Origin of the sequence: Rhodopirellula europaea 6C (genome assembly GCF_000338295.1) — a bacterium.
Lineage (GTDB): Bacteria > Planctomycetota > Planctomycetia > Pirellulales > Pirellulaceae > Rhodopirellula > Rhodopirellula europaea.
The window spans coordinates 83,789-103,348 of the sequence record NZ_ANMO01000067.1; the positions used below are offsets into that span (position 1 = coordinate 83,789).

Here is a 19,560-nt window from a genome sequence, read left to right on the forward strand (position 1 = left end):
GAGGCTCAGGCGAGGCAACTGGCACCAAATTCTACGAAGACCGAATCAACCAAGGCTGGTGCAAACGCGGCAGATGAAGATTGGGAGAATTCTTTGTCGTGCATGTGATCGTGCCCTGTTTCTTCGTCATGCTCATCGCCGTGGTCATCGTCATGCTCGTGGCCGTGGTCAGCATGATCATGGTCAGCCAGACGAACGGAAACCACCGCGGGGACAAAGCCATCGAGTTGTATCTCATCGGATTTGTGCGGGCCCATCTCGTCGGCGAGCGTCTCACTGGAATCTGCAACCGGTGGCGTGAATGCGATTGCCGAAGGACTCGCTGTCGCTCCCTCCGAGTTTCCAGAGGACGGACCGGACAACGTGTTGATGACTCGCAACGCGTCCAGTGAAGTCACTTTGTCGTCACCGGTGACGTCGTAGTAGTTCCCCTCTTCCAATGCTTCGTTACCGATGTTGACTTCAGAAGCACCCGCTGCGTTCAACACGTTGATCACACGCAACGCATCCAATGCGGACACTTCACCGTCCCCGGTCACATCGGATGGTTGCAGAAGGTTGGTAGGGCTGTCGTTGTTGATGGCTTGGAAACCAGCCGTCGATGCAATTTGAAATTGTTCGGTGGTCCCACGAGCTTCGAAACGCAACACATAGTTCTGGTTGGCGGACAACGTCACGGACAACTCGCCGGCACCGTTGTACTGACCGATTGGCTCGAGATCCTCGTTCAGTACGAAGAACGCTTCCGTCGGACCAGTTGCGCCGACCTTGGTCACGTTCAAAGTTGTATTCGCGGAAGCTCGAAACAAGTACGCGACTGGTAGATTGTTTCCCGGAACCGTGATGGCGGTGCTACTGAACTCAGGCGAATTCAATTGCGTTTGTCCAACCGGCGAACCGTCGTCATCCAAGATGGTGACCAACGCTTCCGTGTTCGCTCCCAACTTGGCGACATTCGAATCGACCAACCGAATTGTCAACGACTCAAGACCTTCGTTCGTACCGTTGTCGACCACGTTCACCGTCATCGTCGCGGTGCGTTGACCGGACGCGAAATTGAATGTTTCCGGCGTGACGGTGTAATCCGAATTCGCCGATGCCGTTCCCGAGATCACCACGGGCACCAAAATGCTCTGGGAAGGTGCGGCTGACAAAGTCGCGCTGACCGTGACCGAGCCTGCCGATTCCGGAACAATTTGTTCCATTGTGGTGATCTGAACCGTTGGCCTGATGTCCGGTGTCACTTCCCAACCAATGTCATCCAAGATCGCGTAGTCCAGTTCGCTCAACATGCCATCAAAGTTGCCGGTCATCGTCGTGGGCACGACATCGCGAACCGAGCTGGCCAAGTGGCTTCCGCCATTCATCGGAATATTCGCAGAACCGGGAAAGACCGCATTGGCCTTCGGGCCCGCGAATCGGCCGCCGGCAACATACCGGCTGAACGACGGAGCCGTCCCAAATCCCAAAACGTGAGCAAACTCGTGGGCCACCACCGCACGAAAGTCCGACTGGCCTGGTTCGCCGGTATCAACAGCTCCGAAATTCCAATCCACGTCGGTTCGCGTATCGATCGTGATTGCACCAACGACCGGTGCAAAGTCGCTGGGAGTCGATGCTGCCGCCCCAGTCTCGCCCCGGGTGGTTAAGTTGCTGATGAACGCGTTGGCCTGATTGACGCAGGCTTGGTCGGGACAGTTGTATCCCACACCAAATGAGTTGTAGCCGCCCAAACCGCGAGTCAGCCCGGTCAGGTTGTTCCCACGAACGTAAACGACGATTTCATTGGCCGCCGCTCGAAACGATTGCGGCAGCGATGTCAGTGCACCCGTTCGCGGATCGAGCACCGCGGGCTGCCACTGAATCTCCGATCGACTCGGCGGATTGACCGCGGCCAACGTGTCGTTGAATCGATCGACCACTTCGTTCACGACTTCCTGCATCACCGCTTTGGCCTGCGGGTACCGAGTCGTGAAAAAATTGCTGCTGTCCAGTGAGAAATCCAATCGGACTTTGAGGACACTTTCGCCTTCTGCTTCGCGTCCAGAACTCTCACGCGAGATCACATCTTCCGCAGCCGCCACAGCGGACTGCGCCGAAACCTCGCCCCAGCCCTCAGGGTATTGCGGACCGATCATCGAATCGGCAGCCAACAAGCGTCGATGTTCTAAGTTTTCAACGCGAAGGCGTCGGGAAGAGTTCTGCATGCATCCGGCTCAAATAGAAAAGCAGCGTGTCGGTCTCATTCATCCCGCCACGCGAAAACATTCTACGGGCCGGCCAACTCGAATCGAGACGCGCAAAACGAATTGAGCGGAATCACGGACGCAAGTTCCACTCCTTCATCTCGCTTAGAAGATCATCTCGCGTCAAGTTGAAATGCAGGGGGGTTAAGGTCACACACCCCTCGCGTAGTTGGGTCACGTCAGTCATTTCCGCAGGCGGCTTGTCGGGTTGTGTCCACAACGCCCAATAGTAATCACGCCCACCGGGATCCTGACGTTTTTCATAACGTCGTCCGTACTGCGCCAATCCCATCGGCACGACTTTGACTTCACTTGCAGATTCTGTCGCAGCCGTGGGCACGTTCAAATTGAACAACCCACCTCGAGACTCATCATGACGAACGATTTCACCGATGACGTTTCGAGCGATCACCGCAGCCGCGTCGAAGTCATTGTCGTCCGAATTTTCCAGCGACACAGCGACGCTGGTGACACCAAAAAACGCGCCTTCAATCGCCGCCGCAACGGTGCCGGAATACAGCACGTTGATCCCCGCGTTCAACCCGTTGTTGATCCCGCTGACGACCAAATCGATGGGTTCATCAACGAACAGCTCGGCCAAGGAAAGCTTCACACAATCTGCCGGCGAACCTTCGACCGCCCACGCCCAATGAACGCCATCACGGTGAATGGATTTTGGAACCAACGGCGTCAAATAAGTGATCGAATGGCCAACACCGCTCTGCTCCGTCGCCGGAGCCACGGTGATGACTTCGCCCAAGTGACGCAGTTGCTGACGAAGTGCCGCCAAACCCGGGGCATGAACGCCATCATCATTCGTTAACAGAATTCGCATGAGAAGTGTATGTCCATCGATGTGCGCGGCTCGAACCAATCCGAAGATAGGTTATGAACTGCATGACAACATCGAACAACCCGGACGGTGTCGCGCCCACTCGGGTCGCTTTTCGGCAAAGCGTTCTTTCCCCGGTTGATCCTCGTATGGACGTCGAAGCACGTCCAGCAACTCAGACACCATCGAATCATCGCCTTTGTCGCACGCATCGATTGCCAACTGAGCCAAGTAGTTCCGCAAAACGTACTTCGGATTCACCGCGTTCATCCGCTGCCGCCGCTGCGAATCATTCGCAGGAAAACCATCATCCGCCAAAACGCGCGATTGATAGGAACGCATCCAATCCATCAAAGCCTGCTGATACTCCTCCGTGACCTCGTCGGCAACGTAGTGAGCCTCGGAAAGATGATTTAGCACAGCCGCCAGTTCCAAAGCGACCGGTTGCTCTTGCGTCCCAAGTTCAATGTCCGCCAACCGGCGATAGAAAATCGTCATGTCGGTCTCGGCCAATTGCAACAGCGTCAACAACGAGTCAACCAACTCGTCATCGGTCTCGCTCTCATACTTTGAAAGCCCAAGCTTGCCAGCCATCATCGAGTGCCAACTCTTTTGAAACTCCTCGACATAAACCGCGATCCCACGCTGCAACGGTTCGGCTTCCTTGACCAACGGAACCAAAGCGTTGGCCAAAGCCACCAAGTTCCACTGGGCGATCTGAGGCTGATGCGCGTAACGATACCTTCGCCCTTGAGCGTCGGTGGTGTTCGGCGTCCAATCGGGATCGTAATCCTCCAGCCAACCGTACGGTCCGTAGTCAATCGTCAGCCCAAGAATCGACATGTTGTCGGTGTTCATCACACCGTGGACAAAGCCGACTCGCATCCAGTGCACCACCATCTCCGCGGTCGTCCGGCAAACTTCCTCGAACATCGCCGCAATCACGTCGGGGCCAACCTCGGCATCTGGCCCAGCCCCGGACAGCAAGTGCGGGAACTCCGATCGAATCGTGTGTTCCACCAACGTTTGCAACGTCTCGGTGTCTTCCCGCGACGCGAAGATCTCAAAGTTGCCAAACCGGATGAACGACGGTGCGACTCGGCACACCACAGCACCAAGTTCATGTTCGGGGTGCCCGTCGTAAAACATGTCGCGAAGCACCTTCTCACCGGTCAGCACCAAACTGAGAGCGCGCGTGGTCGGAACGCCCAAGTGATGCATCGCTTCGCTGCAAAGAAATTCGCGAACGCTCGATCGCAGAACCGCCAAACCATCCGCGGTCCGAGAGTACGGCGTCAGTCCGGCCCCTTTGAGCTGCAACGTCCAGTGCTTCTCATCCGCGGTGACCACTTCGCCAAGATTGATCGCACGACCGTCACCCAGTTGCCCGGCCCAGTTTCCAAACTGGTGACCGCCGTAGCACATCGCGAAGGGATCCATGCCATCGGCCAGAGCGTTGCCGGCCAACACTTCGGTCAGCTCAGCCGATCCCAACCACTTCGAATCCAAACCGATCAGCTCGGCGACCTCTTTGGACCCAGCCACCCATTTCGGAGCCGAAACCGGCGTCGGTTTCACTCGCGAAAAACCTGCTTGGTGGACTTGGCGAGTGAAATTTCGCGACTCCGGATCCGCGGGCAAATCTCGCGTGAACCGATTGTCGAACGTCAGATCAAATGTCACGCGAAAATCTCAAGGGCAAATGGCGCGAAGGATAGCGACTGGATCATGGAAACTCTACCAATCGATCCAGCCCACGCCACCGCTGCTGCCAATCCCGTGCCACCACGGACCGCGAAATCACCAGCTCGCGAAATCACACGAGCCCGGTCAGTGACCCATCGCCGCAGAAATCTGGGTTCCCAAAGCTCTTCTGAGCGAAGCCCATTTGCTCAGCGATGGTCATCAGGAATCGGTTGTGAGAGACCTTGCCGTAATCCTTCGCTCGGCCGGTTCGCAGGCCCAAACCGCCACCGACACACACAAACGGGATGTCGTTTCGGGTGTGCGAGTTGCCTTTGCCCAGCTCATTGGTCCAGATGATCGTGGTGTTGTCCAACATCGATCCGCTGCCACCGGGCTCGGGCGTGTCCTGCAAACGCTTGGCCAGGTGAGCGATTTGCTCGCAGTACCAGGTGTTGATTCGAATCAGTTTCTCGTAAGCGTCTTCGTTCGAATCAGGCTCGTGCGACAAACCGTGGTGTCCTTCGTCGATGTCCAACCAACGCATGCGAGGCTGGCCAACACTGTTGGTAATTTGGAACGTTGCCACGCGAGCGAAATCGGCCGCCATCGAACTGACCAACAACTCCATTTGCATCCGAGTGATCTCGGGCATGTTGTCGTTTTGCACTTCGACGTTGGGCGTCAATTCAGGAACCGCGTGGCCGACCGATTTGGTACTGGCTTCCAGTTCAATCTTCAGGTCCTTCTCGACCTTGCGAACCAACTCGACATGCTGCTGCAACAAGTGCCGATCTTCCATGCTGACCATCGATTCAATCTTCTTGAAGTCGTCGGTCAAATCGTCCAAGACACTGGCCAGCAACTCACGGTTCTTGGCTTGGCCATAGAGTTTGTCAAACATCTTGTACGGGTCGTCGATCGGAGCGACCGGTTGGTTGGCTCCCGCATATGACATACGAGTCCAGGTGTCAGCACGATCGGGAACCATCACGCCAAATTCCAACGAACCAAATCGAGTTCGCGTCGATGGATCGGCTTGCAGTTGGTTCTTGAGGAATTGATCGATGCTGATGCCCATCGACCATCCCGCGGGCGTATCGCTGCCGCCTTGGATGTCACCGGGGAACAACTCGATGCCGGTCAGCAAGCATCCCATGCCGCGCATGTGCCCGTCGCCGTCACCTTGGATTTGATTGCACAAACCCTTGATCGTCAGCGTTTGATCCGCGAACGGTTCCAGAGGCTTCAGGATTCGTTTGAATTCCAACTTCTCTTCGTCACCCTTGGGCCAGAAGTGATCCGGGATCACACCGTTGGGGCTGAAGACGATGATCAACCGTTGGCGTGGCGTCGCGTCGGCCGCCAAAGCCAAGCTGGGCAGGTTCATCGTGAAGTTCAACGCAGCGGCACTGATGCCAGTGCGTTGCAAGAACCGACGACGCGAAAGACGTTTCGATGGTTTGCGTGGTGCAGTGGGTTCCATATTCATTTCAAGCTCCCGCCGTTTGGTTGTTCTTAGGTTGTTTCTTCTTCGGCTCTGAATCAGGCAACGCGTCACTCGCCGCGATCACGGCAATGTCGACCAACAACTTCTTGATATTGAAGTCGGATTGCCGAAATGATTCCGTCAATTCGTCCAAGCGATGGGCGCCATAGGAGGCCACCGGTTGCTTGACAAAGTACTGAAACATCCGAGTCACGAAGGCTCGGTGTGTGTCTGGATTCGCGATCGCCACTTCGGCCAATCCACGAGCCCCGTCGAATTCGATTCGTTCGTCGTCGCGAGTCAGGTAACTGCCCGACGCGTCGACCTTCTTGTTCATGTCTTTTTCGCGGAACCTGCCAACCGCATCAAAGTGCTCGAGTGCAAACCCAAGCGGGTTGATTCTCGAATGACAAATTTGGCAGCTTTCAGGACTTGTTTGCAACGCTACACGTTCGCGAGTTGTCAAATCCGGGTGTAAATCAGGACTGAGTGGCGAGAACGCTTCGTTGGGTGGTCGAAGGGTGCGCCCCATCACGTGGCGAATCAGAAACACGCCGCGGTGAATAGGTGAAGTCGCCGAATGGTACGACAAACGAGCCATCACCAACGGATGCGTCAACACACCGACATGAATGTTCGGGTCGCGAACCGATTGAGTCCACTCGCCAGATTCATTCGGCTCGTCCGCGTTGTCGTCATCCGATTTGGCTGGCTTCCAAGCGTCGCCATAGAAATCCGCCAAACGTTGATTCGTGAACGCCCAATCGGCCGCCAACAATTGTCGGAAATCACTGGTCTCGCTCCACACCGTTTCGTCCAAGAACCGATCAAGCGAGGTCCGCAGATCCGCGATCAACTCTTCGCTGAAACCGGGGTACTTCTCATCGTCTTTGCGAAGGTCGTCCTCGGGACCAAGTTCCATCCAGTGATAGAGCATTTGCTTCAGCTTCACTCGAGTCCGGGCGTCATCGAGCATCCGCTCGGCTGCTCTGCGAATCGATTGTTCATCTCGCATTTGATCCTTCTTGATTCGATCCTGCAGCCAACCCTCCGACGGCAGTGAATCGTGCAACACCAATGCCAAACGATTGGCAACTTGCTGCGAAACCGTTCGATCCGCATCGAGGCTGGGGTACAAGAATCGTGGTGACTTCAGCGTCATCAACACGACCGATTTGATGATGTCGGTTTCGTCTTCGAATGCTTCGATCGCAGGATCCACGATTCGTTCGGGCTGGACCACTTCCGCATTCCCGCGGTGGGCAACCGTGACGAAGTCAGACAGAAAGTCTTTCAGCTTCTCCTCTCGCGAACGTTTATCTTTTCGATGCTTCCGAACATAGTCATTCCATAAATGGTCTCGCATTGCATTGGCGAACTCGATCGCACCGTCGGTGACGGCGGAATCCCAAGCCGTATCGACCGAGATTCCTCGTTCGAACCCGTAGGAACTGTCGTCGGGCGGCATCGTCGTTGAAAGTTGCAACGCGGGTGGATTCCAACCTGGCACCAACGCCGAAGCTGGAATGATCGTTTCGATGCCACCTGGAGGAACCCAGGAAAGCGAGATGCTTGCCGGCGGCGTCTCGCCTTTGCGTTTGCGTTGGTTGAAGTCAATCTCAAGCGGATAAACCCGACCACCGGTCAGCATCAACGTACGCCGAAATTCATTGCGGCCTTCTGATTGGACATGGTTGTCGATCAGCTGGTTTGAATCGTGACCAAAGTCCATCGTGAACGAAGTTTTGCTGTGGACCACGATCTCATAACGGCCGGTTTGCTCGACACGCAATCCACCGTCCCAGTGGGCACGAAACTCGTCCCAAGGAACACCTTCGCCGGGACCTTCCTTGCCAAAATCGAAATCGACAACTGGGTCAATTCGTTCAATTTTTCGGTCCTCTTTTTTCCGACCTTTGCCGGAGTAGATCGAGACCGACAGACCGTGTTTCGATTGATGACTTTCCCACGTCGTCTCTTGCAGTCCCGCGAAATGGGCGTACAAGTCGGATAGGCTTTGTCGAAACTGGGTTCCGGTCAAACGCTGCAGTGATTGACGAGGAGGACGATTCCGAATCTGTGCCGCTTCGCTGTAGAACGCATGGTGGATGTAAGCCGCCACCGCAGCAGCGTCTTCGCCAACACAAAGATCGGGATCTTCTTCGGGCATCGTGTCGACAATGATTTCGGTCAGCTCACCGATCGACCCATCACCCACCAAAGGATCGGGATAGTAGTCTTCCGTTCCGGATCCCTTTTCACCGTGGCACTGCAAGCATTGCTCGGCATAGATCTTCAGTCCCGCCGACAAAACAGGATCTTCAGCGATGGCTGAATCGAGCGTGCTGCTTTCGGCGGCCGAAACCGGCTGAGCCATGCAAGCGAGCAAAGCGAACGATGCGGCCGCACCGATCCGAAAGCTCATCCCCATGCCGGCAAAAATGCCAGAGCAGAGGAAGGTGGAGGCGCGTACCAAATTTGGAATGCGTCGCATGTTTTCAACAGGATGGGAAAGGACGTGAACCCGAAGGCGGGTGCCAGAAAACTGACGTTGGATTCACCAAGGCAGGGCATTTTATTTTAGGCGAGTTAGGCGAACGAAACACCCCGAAAACCTTCATTTCGAGCGTCTAGCCGCCCAATTCGTCTCCATAGAGCTCGTTTTGGCAGTGAACGGGAGTGGAAAACACCGTTTTTCGGCCTTTCGACCGCACGGTTCATTCAGATAGGCTCGGCGAATCGGATTCCCCCGATCCAGTCGGTCCCCGTTCAATTGACCGGCCAATCCGATTGACCCGATGGTCCGCCTCCCCATTTGATACGAGCGTCAAGGATGATGCGTTTGAATTTTTCGGTGATTCACCGACCGTTCTCCACACGTGCAGCGTTTCTGGCTGTCTTGACTGGTGTCGCTGGCTTCATGGTCGCCACCATCCAACCTGTGATGGCACAAGGCCGCGCCGCCGCACCTGCGCAAACACAGCAAGCCGCCGCTCCCGCCAATCCAAACGCAGCACCGTTCCCACCGCTCAGTGCGACCGAGCAACAACGTCTCGATCAAATCCTGGCAGCTTGGGAACAGCAAAGCAAAGGCACCAAGACACTTGAGTGTGACTTCAAACGCTGGCACTTTGATCTCTTTGCCGCACCCGCTGGCATCTACGCCAACAAAGCCGAAGGTGTCATCAAATACGCCAACCCAGACAAGGGGTTGTTCCAAGTCAAAGCGGTCGTCAGCTACGACGGCATGGACGACAACGGCAAACCCAAGTACTCGGCCAAGCAAGGTCTGTACGGCGAACATTGGGTCTGCACCGGCACCGAACTGAAGGAGTTCGACCACGCAACCAAGCAGTGCAAGATCCAACAGTTGCCACCCGACATGCAGGGACAACGCATCATTGAAAGCCCGCTACCGTTTGTGTTCAACGCGGATGCCAAACAAATCAAGCAACGGTACTGGGTCCAACCGATGCAGTCACCCAAACCTGAATTGATCTTGATCGCGGCGTACCCGAAACACCAAGCCGACCGTGCTCAATACAAAGTCGTGCAGATCGCTTTGGATGCAAAAACGTTTTTGCCACAAGCTTTGATCATGTACGCTCCCAACTTCAACCAAAAGACGCAACCGAAGTGGGACCACTACGAGTTCACCAACGTCAAACGCAACTCGATCCAAGCTAGCTTGCAAAAGTTCTTCATGCAGAGCTTCATCGAACAGGAACCACCTTCCGACTGGAAGGTCTTCCGCGACAACTACAACGGCCCACCACAATTGGCCGAAGGCGAAAACGAAGCTCGTCGCCAGTAGTAGTGATCACCGAATCTGGCGAACCCAGCTACGAAATAGGGACGCGATCTCAGCAACGTCTTTAAGCGATCGGCCAATCTTGATTGGCCGCTGACAGGTCGTCGTGCCAGCGTTGGACTTCGTTGGCTTCCCGGCACGGCCTTCCGTTACCAAACGAGTCCACATAACGACAGGCGGCGTGTTGCTGGCGAGCCTGATCGTATTGCTTCACCCACGCCTCACGTGAGGGCAGTCTGTCCGGTGAAATCGGCCAAACACCTGGGCGCGGTTTCATATGTTCGCTCAACCCAACTCGCCATGGCTTCGGCGACACCCGAGCACGGAAGCAATTTTGGTTGAAGCACATCCGCACATAAACCGGATCGGCTTTGATCCGATCAAAGAAGTCCAGTGCTTCCGCCCCTCGTGGGTCAAACGGGGCATGAGTGACCAGCACTCGAAACCCCATGGGAGTCTCGTAGAGGCGTAACTTCCAATCGGGATGCGATTTCGCGAAGGATGCAATGCGTTTGTGTGCAATCGTTTCGGGCGTGCCACTGACCCGGCGACGAACCGTTTCGATCAAGCTGCCAAACAGGGCCGCTGACAGCATCGACAAGAACAGCACCAAGAAAATGGGGTTGGTGATGTCCAATTGAAAAGCCACAAGGGACAGCACCACCACGCTGACGACATACGCGACCACGTAGGTCATGCAGCCACTCGATTGCGGCACATCCACGTCCGCGAACAAGATCTCGGGCGTGTTCAAGCACAACGCGCCGTATGCATTGCGAGTCAGAACGGCGTCACCACGTCGATCGATGATCTCCTCACGGATCGGCAACCCGTCGGCACCGTTGTAGGCGACTTTGGGTTCGGTGAACGGCAGCATCTCGCCGCGTTTCATTTCGGCAATGGCTTCCGCGAGGCGTTGATTCGCGTGTTGCTGCGCCTCTTCCACGCTGACGTCGGACCAACCAAAGCGTTTCACCAATCGCTTGGTTTTTGCCCCATCAATGCGATCGCTCGCCTCCGCCCAGTGCTCCGGTACGATCATCGATCAGTTCAGCACTGGCAACTGCGAATCAGCCTGGCCTGCCGATGACTTCGGCGGTTGCTGATCCGGATCTTGATACTGGCTTTCTTGATAGTGTTTGCCGTATGTGCCGAAGTCGTTGAAGGCGTACTTCTTTGCCCAACGATAAACAAAGCTGCGTTCGGGAATCTCATCTCCCGGTTGATACTGACTGCGTCGCGGTTCGACGTTGCGAAGTTCCTCCATCACCTTGCCGCGAGCCGTCGTGTCACGGGCCCCGTGCTTGTCAGCCAATTCGAGCAACAGATCAGGCCGTTCCATGATCACACACCCGCGAGTGTTCTGGGCCGTTAGTTCGCGGAAGTCACGAAGGAAGCCTGACTCGTTGAAGGTTTCTTTGAGCGGTTTGCTGTCATGAATCGATTCCGTCGCCAACTGAATCACGGGACACGGTTCAATGTCACCCCAAGGTCCCACGTGATGCGTGAACCCGGTGACCGCCGGACACAACGCATTGCCGGCATCATCGTGATAAGCATCGATGACAATGATTGGCTTGGTCGCTCGCGTGTCGACAACGAATTGACGCACACGTCGTTGCTCTTCGCTGGACAACGCCAATTGCGGATTGGGTTCAGGACCAACCGGACGATAGATGTGGAACCATGTGTACATCACACCCATCTCGATCAATCGATCGACCCACTTGTCGCGAACCAAATCGTCGATGTTCGATTTGCAAACGCTGGTGCAAACACCGACCAGCAATTTGTTTCGAACCGCGGCTTCGATGCCGGCGATGGTTTGATTCAAAACGCCATCACGGCCGCGCCGCGTGTCGCTGATGATCTCGGATCCTTCCACGCTGATCAGCGGCGTGACGTTGCCGCACTTGCGAAGTCTCGCGGCGACTTCGTCGGTGATGAAGTGGCCGTTGGTGAAGACTTGGAAGTAAACGTCCGGATGAGCCTCGAACAAGTTCAGCAAATCTTTGTGCATGAAGGGTTCGCCGCCCAAGATGCCAAAGAAGCTGTTGCCCATCGCTTTGGCTTGCTCAATGGTTCGATTGGCCGCGTCCAATTCGATCTTGTGTTGCTTTGCGCCGACGTCGACCCAGCAACCTTGGCATCGCAGGTTGCAACTGTTGATCACCGACAAATACAAAAACGGCGGGAAGAACTCGCCGCGTTTGAGTCGCCGTTTGTGACGATGGACGCTTCTCAATCCTTTCACACCGAGTGCCCAGACTGCTTTGGCGAGCAACCGTTTATCGGTTTCCATCGCGAATCGTTTGGCCATACGGAGGTACATCGGTATCTCAATCAATTGGGGCGTTGAATCTTTAGTGCCATTCAGGCGACCAAATTCGTTGTTAAAAGTCCAGTCGCATTGTCCGAGTCCCACTCGCAAACCAGCTCATTTCGGTGGATCGGCCGACACGGTCTCATCTTAATGGCGAAGCAATCCAGGTTCTCGCCACGGACGCGAAATCGGTTGTTCACCGCATTTCGACCCGACAAAACGGCCCGTTTCCGCGGTATTTCATCGATTGCCACGGAATCCAGTTGGCTCGATTTTGATCGACACGTTCGAGTATACTGCACCAATTGTTTGCTCAAAGAAGCGGCATTTGAGGACGCGTCTGGCGTGTCTCATCGTTCGCTCGCGGGATTGGCCCCGCATTTCTTCCCTGCCCTTTCCCTCCCATTGAGGTCCCACCTTGAACCAGAATCCTTCCAAACGTGAAACCGCTACCACAAACCGTCGAACGGTTTTGAAAGCGGCCGCGGGTGCCGCGGCCATGACGCCTTACTTCGCTTGGTCGCCTCGTTCGCTGGCCGATGAAATCGCCGACGACAAGATCAACATCGGTTTGATCGGTGCGGGCGGCATGGGACGCGGAAACCTTAACTCCGCCAAACAGTGGCTGAACTTGGTCGCTATCGCGGATGCCGATTCCAGTCGCGCTCAACAAGCCAACGACCAATTCAGTGGTGGTAAAGCCGCCATGCATTCGGATTATCGAAAGGTGTTGGAACGCGACGACATCAAAGTCGTCCACATCGCAACACCGGATCACTGGCACACCAAGCCTTTGATCGAAGCACTGTATGCCGGCAAAGATGTCTACTGCGAAAAGCCGCTGACATTGACGATCGACGAAGGCAAATTGATTCGCAAGGTTCAAAAAGAGACCGGGCGAATCGTTCAAGTCGGAACGCAACAGCGCAGCACGTTCGACAAGTTCGTCAAAGCAATGGCGATCGTGAACGAAGGACGTCTCGGCAAGATTCATCGCGTGCAAGCGGCCATCGGTGGAGCTCCCACCAGCGACGCCCTGCCAGTCGCGTCTCCACCCGAGGCGTTGGATTGGGACCTGTGGCTTGGCCCAGCACCGAAGGTGGACTATCGCCGTTCGGAAAATGGCAAGAAGTCCAACGGTCACTACGAATTCCGTTGGTGGTACGAATACTCCGGCGGCAAGCTGACCGACTGGGGTGCTCACCACGTCGACATCTGTAACTGGGCATTGAAGCTGAACGGTCAAACCGAAGGCCCTGTTTCGATCGGTGGCTCAGCTCAACACCCCGTCGAATACAAAGATGGCAAACCGGTCCAGATCGATCGCTACAACACAGCGACCGCGTTTCAATTCAACGTCGCTTATCCTGGCGGCACTGAAATGATCATTCGCAACGACACCCGCAACGGCGTGCTGATCGAAGGCGACAAAGGTCGCATCTTTGTCAGTCGCGGCAACCTCTCGGGCAAACCAGTCGAAGACTTGGCGGACAACCCACTTCCCGAAGACGCGATTTCGAAGGTCTACAAGGGTTTGCCAATGGAAGACAACGGACGTCCCGCGCACTGGTTTAATTTTTTGCACTGCCATCGCGAAGGACTCGAGCCCATCTCCGACGTGCACACGCACATGGAAATGCTCAACGTCTGTCACTTGGCCGGCATCTCGGCTCGATTGGGCCGCGATTTGAAGTGGGACAACGACAGCGAGCAAATCGTGGGTGACGACCAAGCCAACTCGATGTTGGCTCGTCCGTACCGCGAAGGCTACGAAATCGAAATGGGCTAAGGCGAAGACGAACCGGTTTTGGATTCTAAGTAGTCGCAAAGCAGCCGCATGTTTTTCACAAACGTCGCGGATTGAATGACACCTTCCTTTGGCGTCACTTTGCGGCCCTCGGGATCACGAACAAACCCTGGTTCTCGCCAACCACCATCAACGTGCTGAGCCGCCAAAATTTCTGCGATTCGATTCGCGGAAATCTTGGCGGCTTTTTCTGTTTTGCCATCACGTAGACGGCGGTAGCGAAGCTCGATTGAATCCAATCGGGATTCACCGACGAACTGATAGTGATCGGGCATCTCCGAATCATCATGGGTCATCTCGTACTTCGAATTGAAATACAACGGCTTGTTGGTCTTTAGTTCTGTATACCGCGGCAACCCACCGTCGGGTCGCAAGCAAGATTTCAAATACGCGATCGCGGGTTCAATCGGCTTCAGAAACCTTGCGTCCTGAGTTGCTTCATACAAATCCATCAACGTTTCGATCGCGGTTTGCGATTCGTAACCTGCGATGGCGGGCGGTTCGAACTTTCGATCCCAAACCGGGTGCATGTGTCGATCGTATTGCTGGGCCCACGCCGGCTGTGGTTCAGGCATTTGAGCACGCAGTAAAAACTCGCCACCACGAATCGCGCTATCTCGATAGCGATCGTCGCCGGTCGTTTTCCAGGCCAACAACATCATGCCGATCATGTCTTGGGTGATGCTGTCATTTAACAGATAGCAACCCGCGTATTTCTTCGTCCAAGTGCGAGACCAATCCTCCGGGTAGCTGGCGTCGATGATTGGATAATGCGAGACGCTTGGCTGTTGAACAGGCATGCGATCGTAGTTGTGACACCAAGCACCAATCGGGAACTGAGCCAAACGAGTCGACTGCAATGCAACTTCGATGGTTTGATCCAGCGTTGGTGAATTGGGCTGGTTGGACGCTTTCATCGCCGCTTGAAGATTCAGCAGGAAAGACAGTGCCGCGGACGTCGTGTTGTCGTCCAAAACCGTGATGTTGGTTTTGAACTTCCGCTGCCGCCAAATCTCCCAGCCTCCGGGTTCGGGCGTGTGGGCCATTTTGCCAACTCTGGCACCCACTCCGACTCGATAGGGAATCTTGGCGCGCAGTTCCGGATCAAATTCGATGGAGTAATACCATCCACCCGAAGCGAGTTGCCCTTGGATCAACGACTTCGCAACATCGTTTGCCGCCTGGAAATGCACCGAATCGCCCGTCAGCAAATACGCTCTCAGAAACGCGTCCCCGACCGATGGCGTGCCGGGCGGTTGAACCCAGACTCGGTCGTTGTTGCACGCACCTTCACCGTTGCTGAGTTCACCATCAACGCTGCTGACCCAAGCATAGCCGCCATGATCGGCGATGGTCGTGGACATGTACTTGGTCGCCTTTGCGAGAGATTGCCGAACCTCCGTCTGCGAGGGCGAATCCTGGGCGTCGATCTTCCGCATCCCGATCGGTAGGAGAATCAGCCAACCCATCGCCGCCGCGATTGAAAGACAACTTCGTCTGCTGAAACAACGCATTGGCGAATCCTTGGGTAGGTACAGAGATCCCTGCGGAGGCACTGGCGCCCTTGGGTAGGCACCGAGGCCACGGCGGGACCGAGGCCCATGGCAGGGACCGAGGCAAATGATGGTGGGAAACAGCCATTCTACCTCACCGGGATTCGCATTGAGTGGTTCGATCGGCATCGAGCCGGGGCGGTCGCGATTGACCAAATGCCTTCGTTTCAGGGTATCGATCTGTTTCGCCCGCTATATCCCCCGTAGGTTCAGGCGTTTATCCTACGACCATGAGCGAATTCCTCCTCTATTACCGACGCCCCGACCCGACGACGTGGGTTTACATGTCGTCGTTTTTGACGATTGGCCTGTTCTTCGTCTTCCGTCGTTTTTGGAGCATCCGCAACCTCGACATCGTGCTGTTGATCTTGCTGGCACCCGGGTTGTTGATGGTCAACGAGGGATACCGTCGGCAAACGCGTCTGGCTCGATTAGCGTCCGCGGAAATCAGTGCCGCCGCGAATACCAATCCCGTCGAAGCGGAAGTGGCCCCCGAGGAGGCTGCGCCAGCCGAGTTGTCTCCCACCGATGAAGCGACCTCCGAATCCGCAGCAATTCCCGATGAGCCGCCAATGGCGACGGAAGCACCCGCCGAACCCGAATCACCTCCGGCACCGCGTGAACTGACCGCGGAAGAATTGACTCGGCTTCAAGAGTCCGAACCCTACCGCCGAGCGGCCGGGTTGCAACGAACCGGGTTCATTACCTTGTTTGGCATCCAGTTCCTGGTGCTTGTGCGAATGTTGCTCGATCCGTTGATGGTTCGGCGACCGCTGCTGGATCCCAATCTCACGACCGGCGGATTGAACTTTTTGGGAATCTCACTGTTCATCTTCATGATGGCCAATGTCGTTGCCAGCACGCCTGAGATTCAACAAGAACAAGGTCCCAAGCTGGGCCCCGGTTACGCGCTGATCAACATGTTGCCAGCCATTCCAACGCGACCGATCAGCGAAGCGATCGCCGGTGCCGAACCACCGACGATGGCTGAATTGACCGCCGCGGAACAACGCCGAACGATGATCGCGAAAATCATCGCCATCTTGGCTCAGTCCGCCGTGTTGATTGGCATTTTGTTGATCGGCAACCGACACTTCGGAAACCTCCGCGCCGGTGCCGGTTGTGCGACGCTGTATCTGCTCATGCCTTACACAGCTCAAATGACCGGACGCGTTGACCACGTGGTTCCCGCTGCGCTGATCCTGTGGGCGGTGCTGATGTATCGCAAACCACTGATCGCCGGACTATTCATCGGTGCTGCGGCCGGGTTGTTGTACTACCCGCTGTTTCTGTTGCCGCTGTGGTGCAGTTTCTACTGGCAACGGGGCGTCGGACGTTTCGCGGGCGCCGTGCTGGTCTCGCTGACAGTGTTGATGGCGTTGCTCGCCTTCGCCGGAGGTGAACCGTTCCTGACACATGTTCAGCGGATGTTCGGGGTGCTCAATCCCAACAAAGGTCCCAATGAACTGACCGGGATTTGGGAACTGGGTTGGAATCCGATCTGGCGTTTGCCAGTGATCGTCGGCTACGTGATCCTGAGCTTCTTCTTCGCGGTTTGGCCCGGACAAAAGAACTTGGGCATTCTGATCAGTTGCTCAGCCGCTTTGATGGTCGCGGCACAATTCTGGCACGGCTACGGCGGTGGACTCTACATGTCCTGGTTCCTGCCGTTGTTGCTGCTGACCATTTTTCGACCCAACCTTCAAGACCGAGTGGCGACGAAAGTCATCGATGGGCGTTCGCGTCCAACCCGTCGGTCCTCCACCGCATTGGATGCAGCCTGAAACGGATGTCCGACTACGCTTCCCAGATCGAGACCATCGATCACGATTTGAAGGATCTCGAATCTTCCGACTCTCGGTTTGCCGTCTGGCGAATGGTGTTCTTCGTCGGCTTGGTTTTGGGAATTGGTTTTTCACTCGCGACCCAACACACGATTTGGATCTGCGTGGCCGCGGGGTCTTTGATCGCATTTTTGGTGACCGTCGTTCGTAACGAAACCGTTCGCGAACGAATGCAGTTGCTTCGCAACCATTCGCGGACCTTGCATCGATTGCAGGCCAGATTGCAACGAGATTGGAAATCGCTCGCTCGCGACAGTGTGGGTATTCGATCGGCTGAGATCCAACTCACGCCTGAACAACAAGCATTGGCGGGTGACCTCGATCTGGTCGGTGATGCGTCGCTGTTCCAGCTGACTTCCATGGCCGCCACCACGCCCGGCGTTCGAACTTTGGCGAATTGGTTGTGCAGCCCTGTTGATCCGCCGCTCCCGAAAGATCGACACGCATCGGTCAAACATCTCGCCGATCAGCCTGAGAACCGATTGCGGTTTTATGTCCTCGCCCGTGACATCGGTGGCAGCACCGGTGACCCGGAATCATTCGTCCAGTGGTCCAAAGAACCCAACTGGTTGCCACCTCATCGATGGCTGATTCCATGGGGCAACTTCACCGCCGTGGTGGCAATCCTTCTCGTTCTCGGCATGATCATTGGCTCGATTACCGGTCAAGAAGATTCGGGACGAATGGCGATGTACGGGTTGATTGGAGTCGCGGTGCTGAACCTAGCCATCGGTTCGTTCTTGCTCGGCCCGGTCGCAGCCATCTTTCAAATTGCGATGGCGTCGCGACGCAGCGTCAACGATTACGCCGAACTGTTCGATGCGGCGAGTTGGTTGCCGGAATCGCCTGCCGATCCCGCTGGGCCGACCGCTCACATCCGCCGGACTCTGCTCGGAGACGACGAGGGTTCCCAATCGGCTTCCACAGGCATGCGCGAACTGGCCCAGGTCGCTCGCATGGGTGGGCTGAAACAAACCGCGTCCACGTTCCTGCTGTATCTGCCGCTGCAAGCGTTCTGGTTGTGGGACGTTCGCGTGCTGCGTCGACTGGAAGGTTGGAAGTCGCGTTACTCCAGCCAGATCCCCGAGTGGTTTGATGCTCTCGGCGAACTCGAAGCTTTGATGTCGATCGCCGCCCTGCAACATGATTCACCGGAGTGGTCGTCGCCCGAGTGGCTCGAAGATGAATCCACCATCACATTCAAAGGGTTGGGGCACCCGTTGCTGAAAGACGACGCACGAGTCACCAACGACGTCACGATCGGGCCGACCGGAACATTGTTGCTCGTCACCGGCAGCAACATGTCCGGCAAAAGCACGATGTTGCGAAGTGCTGGGCTGAACGTCGCTCTCGCTATGGCCGGCGGACCGGTGTGTTGCCGGCACATGAGTTTGCCGCCCGTCGAAATGGGAACCAGCATCCGAGTCAGTGATGACCTCAGCCAAGGCGTCTCATACTACATGGCGGAATTGAATCGCTTGTCGGCGGTTGTCACGCATGCTCGGCAGTTGGCCGAACAACGCGCCGCCGGCTCTACCAACCGAATCCAGTTCTTCTTACTCGACGAAATCCTTCAAGGAACCAACAGTCGCGAACGCCAGATCGCCGTTGCCCGCGTGCTGCGATTCTTGGTCGACGCCGGTGCGATCGGTGCCATCACGACGCACGACTTGGAACTCGCCGATGATCCTGAACTGATGAAACTCGCGCACACCGTTCACTTCCGCGAAACGATCACGCCCGACGCCAGCGGCGATGAACGAATGACGTTCGACTACAAAATGCGAGACGGCGTGTCACCCACCACCAACGCCCTGCGACTGCTCGAGATCGTCGGCTTGGGCGAGAAGTAAGATTGTCGGGCTGAGTTTCAGTTGGATTGCTGCAACATGAACCTCTCCTGAAACGAAGTTTGGGGAGAGCGATATACTAGGTCGAGCGACGCCGTTCAGGCGTACGCGAGGGTGAGGGC

At 56.0% G+C, this 19,560-nt stretch carries 12 protein-coding genes; 4 read left to right on the top strand and 8 right to left on the bottom strand.

Annotated features, from left to right (window positions below):
• Positions 1–5 precede the first annotated feature (5 nt).
• The 5 genes from RE6C_RS05750 to RE6C_RS05770 form a co-directional block, all read right to left on the bottom strand.
• Positions 6–2,207, bottom strand: a complete 2,202-nt coding sequence (locus tag RE6C_RS05750) for a dockerin type I domain-containing protein (protein WP_008654701.1) — start codon at positions 2,205–2,207, stop codon at positions 6–8.
• A 112-nt stretch (positions 2,208–2,319) separates the two neighbouring features.
• Positions 2,320–3,081, bottom strand: coding sequence for a 5'/3'-nucleotidase SurE (gene surE / locus RE6C_RS05755; protein ID WP_008654704.1), 762 nt, complete (start codon positions 3,079–3,081; stop codon positions 2,320–2,322).
• A gap of 51 nt (positions 3,082–3,132) precedes the next feature.
• Positions 3,133–4,761 carry a protein adenylyltransferase SelO gene (locus RE6C_RS05760; RefSeq protein ID WP_008654705.1) on the bottom strand — a complete coding sequence of 543 codons (1,629 nt, stop codon included), beginning with the start codon at positions 4,759–4,761 and terminating at the stop codon, positions 3,133–3,135.
• A 133-nt stretch (positions 4,762–4,894) separates the two neighbouring features.
• Complete coding sequence (locus RE6C_RS05765) at positions 4,895–6,247, bottom strand: DUF1552 domain-containing protein (RefSeq protein ID WP_008654706.1); 1,353 nt, start codon at positions 6,245–6,247, stop codon at positions 4,895–4,897.
• A gap of 7 nt (positions 6,248–6,254) precedes the next feature.
• A complete protein-coding gene (locus RE6C_RS05770) occupies positions 6,255–8,744 on the bottom strand; it encodes a PA14 domain-containing protein (RefSeq protein WP_236617972.1) in 2,490 nt (829 codons plus the stop codon).
• Between the two features lie 339 nt (positions 8,745–9,083).
• Here RE6C_RS05770 and RE6C_RS05775 point away from each other — a divergent pair, with 339 nt between their 5' ends.
• Positions 9,084–10,064, top strand: coding sequence for a TIGR03009 domain-containing protein (locus RE6C_RS05775; RefSeq protein WP_008654708.1), 981 nt, complete (start codon positions 9,084–9,086; stop codon positions 10,062–10,064).
• A 61-nt stretch (positions 10,065–10,125) separates the two neighbouring features.
• Here the strand turns inward: RE6C_RS05775 and RE6C_RS05780 are convergent, their stop codons facing one another.
• Both RE6C_RS05780 and RE6C_RS05785 read right to left on the bottom strand, forming a co-directional pair.
• Positions 10,126–11,103, bottom strand: a complete 978-nt coding sequence (locus RE6C_RS05780) for a hypothetical protein (protein ID WP_008654709.1) — start codon at positions 11,101–11,103, stop codon at positions 10,126–10,128.
• A gap of 3 nt (positions 11,104–11,106) precedes the next feature.
• The gene (locus tag RE6C_RS05785) at positions 11,107–12,381 is read right to left on the bottom strand and encodes a radical SAM/SPASM domain-containing protein (protein WP_008654710.1); all 1,275 of its coding nucleotides are present in this window, start codon (positions 12,379–12,381) and stop codon (positions 11,107–11,109) included.
• Between the two features lie 421 nt (positions 12,382–12,802).
• Here RE6C_RS05785 and RE6C_RS05790 point away from each other — a divergent pair, with 421 nt between their 5' ends.
• Complete coding sequence (locus RE6C_RS05790; RefSeq protein WP_008654712.1) at positions 12,803–14,173, top strand: Gfo/Idh/MocA family protein; 1,371 nt, start codon at positions 12,803–12,805, stop codon at positions 14,171–14,173.
• Here the strand turns inward: RE6C_RS05790 and RE6C_RS05795 are convergent.
• The gene (locus RE6C_RS05795; protein WP_008654713.1) at positions 14,170–15,705 is read right to left on the bottom strand and encodes a polysaccharide lyase family protein 10; all 1,536 of its coding nucleotides are present in this window, start codon (positions 15,703–15,705) and stop codon (positions 14,170–14,172) included. The genes RE6C_RS05790 and RE6C_RS05795 overlap by 4 nt on opposite strands.
• A gap of 269 nt (positions 15,706–15,974) precedes the next feature.
• Here RE6C_RS05795 and RE6C_RS05800 point away from each other — a divergent pair, with 269 nt between their 5' ends.
• Both RE6C_RS05800 and RE6C_RS05805 read left to right on the top strand, forming a co-directional pair.
• Entirely contained in the window at positions 15,975–17,528 is a 1,554-nt protein-coding gene (locus RE6C_RS05800; protein WP_052034922.1) for a hypothetical protein, read from the top strand.
• A gap of 5 nt (positions 17,529–17,533) precedes the next feature.
• Positions 17,534–19,441 (top strand): MutS family DNA mismatch repair protein, encoded by a 1,908-nt coding sequence (locus tag RE6C_RS05805; protein ID WP_008654718.1) that lies wholly within the window; start codon positions 17,534–17,536, stop codon positions 19,439–19,441.
• The last annotated feature ends 119 nt before the right edge of the window (positions 19,442–19,560 follow it).

Excerpts from the sequence above, each read along its gene's own strand:
- RE6C_RS05795 (WP_008654713.1), bottom strand. The coding sequence starts at position 15,705 with ATGCGTTGTTTCAGCAGACGAAGTTGTCTTTCAATCGCGGCGGCGATG.
- RE6C_RS05770 (WP_236617972.1), bottom strand. The coding sequence starts at position 8,744 with ATGCGACGCATTCCAAATTTGGTACGCGCCTCCACCTTCCTCTGCTCT.
- RE6C_RS05780 (WP_008654709.1), bottom strand. The coding sequence starts at position 11,103 with ATGATCGTACCGGAGCACTGGGCGGAGGCGAGCGATCGCATTGATGGG.
- surE (WP_008654704.1), bottom strand. The coding sequence starts at position 3,081 with ATGCGAATTCTGTTAACGAATGATGATGGCGTTCATGCCCCGGGTTTG.
- RE6C_RS05775 (WP_008654708.1), top strand. The coding sequence starts at position 9,084 with ATGATGCGTTTGAATTTTTCGGTGATTCACCGACCGTTCTCCACACGT.
- RE6C_RS05800 (WP_052034922.1), top strand. The coding sequence starts at position 15,975 with ATGAGCGAATTCCTCCTCTATTACCGACGCCCCGACCCGACGACGTGG.
- RE6C_RS05765 (WP_008654706.1), bottom strand. The coding sequence starts at position 6,247 with ATGGAACCCACTGCACCACGCAAACCATCGAAACGTCTTTCGCGTCGT.
- RE6C_RS05805 (WP_008654718.1), top strand. The coding sequence starts at position 17,534 with ATGTCCGACTACGCTTCCCAGATCGAGACCATCGATCACGATTTGAAG.
- RE6C_RS05750 (WP_008654701.1), bottom strand. The coding sequence starts at position 2,207 with ATGCAGAACTCTTCCCGACGCCTTCGCGTTGAAAACTTAGAACATCGA.
- RE6C_RS05785 (WP_008654710.1), bottom strand. The coding sequence starts at position 12,381 with ATGGCCAAACGATTCGCGATGGAAACCGATAAACGGTTGCTCGCCAAA.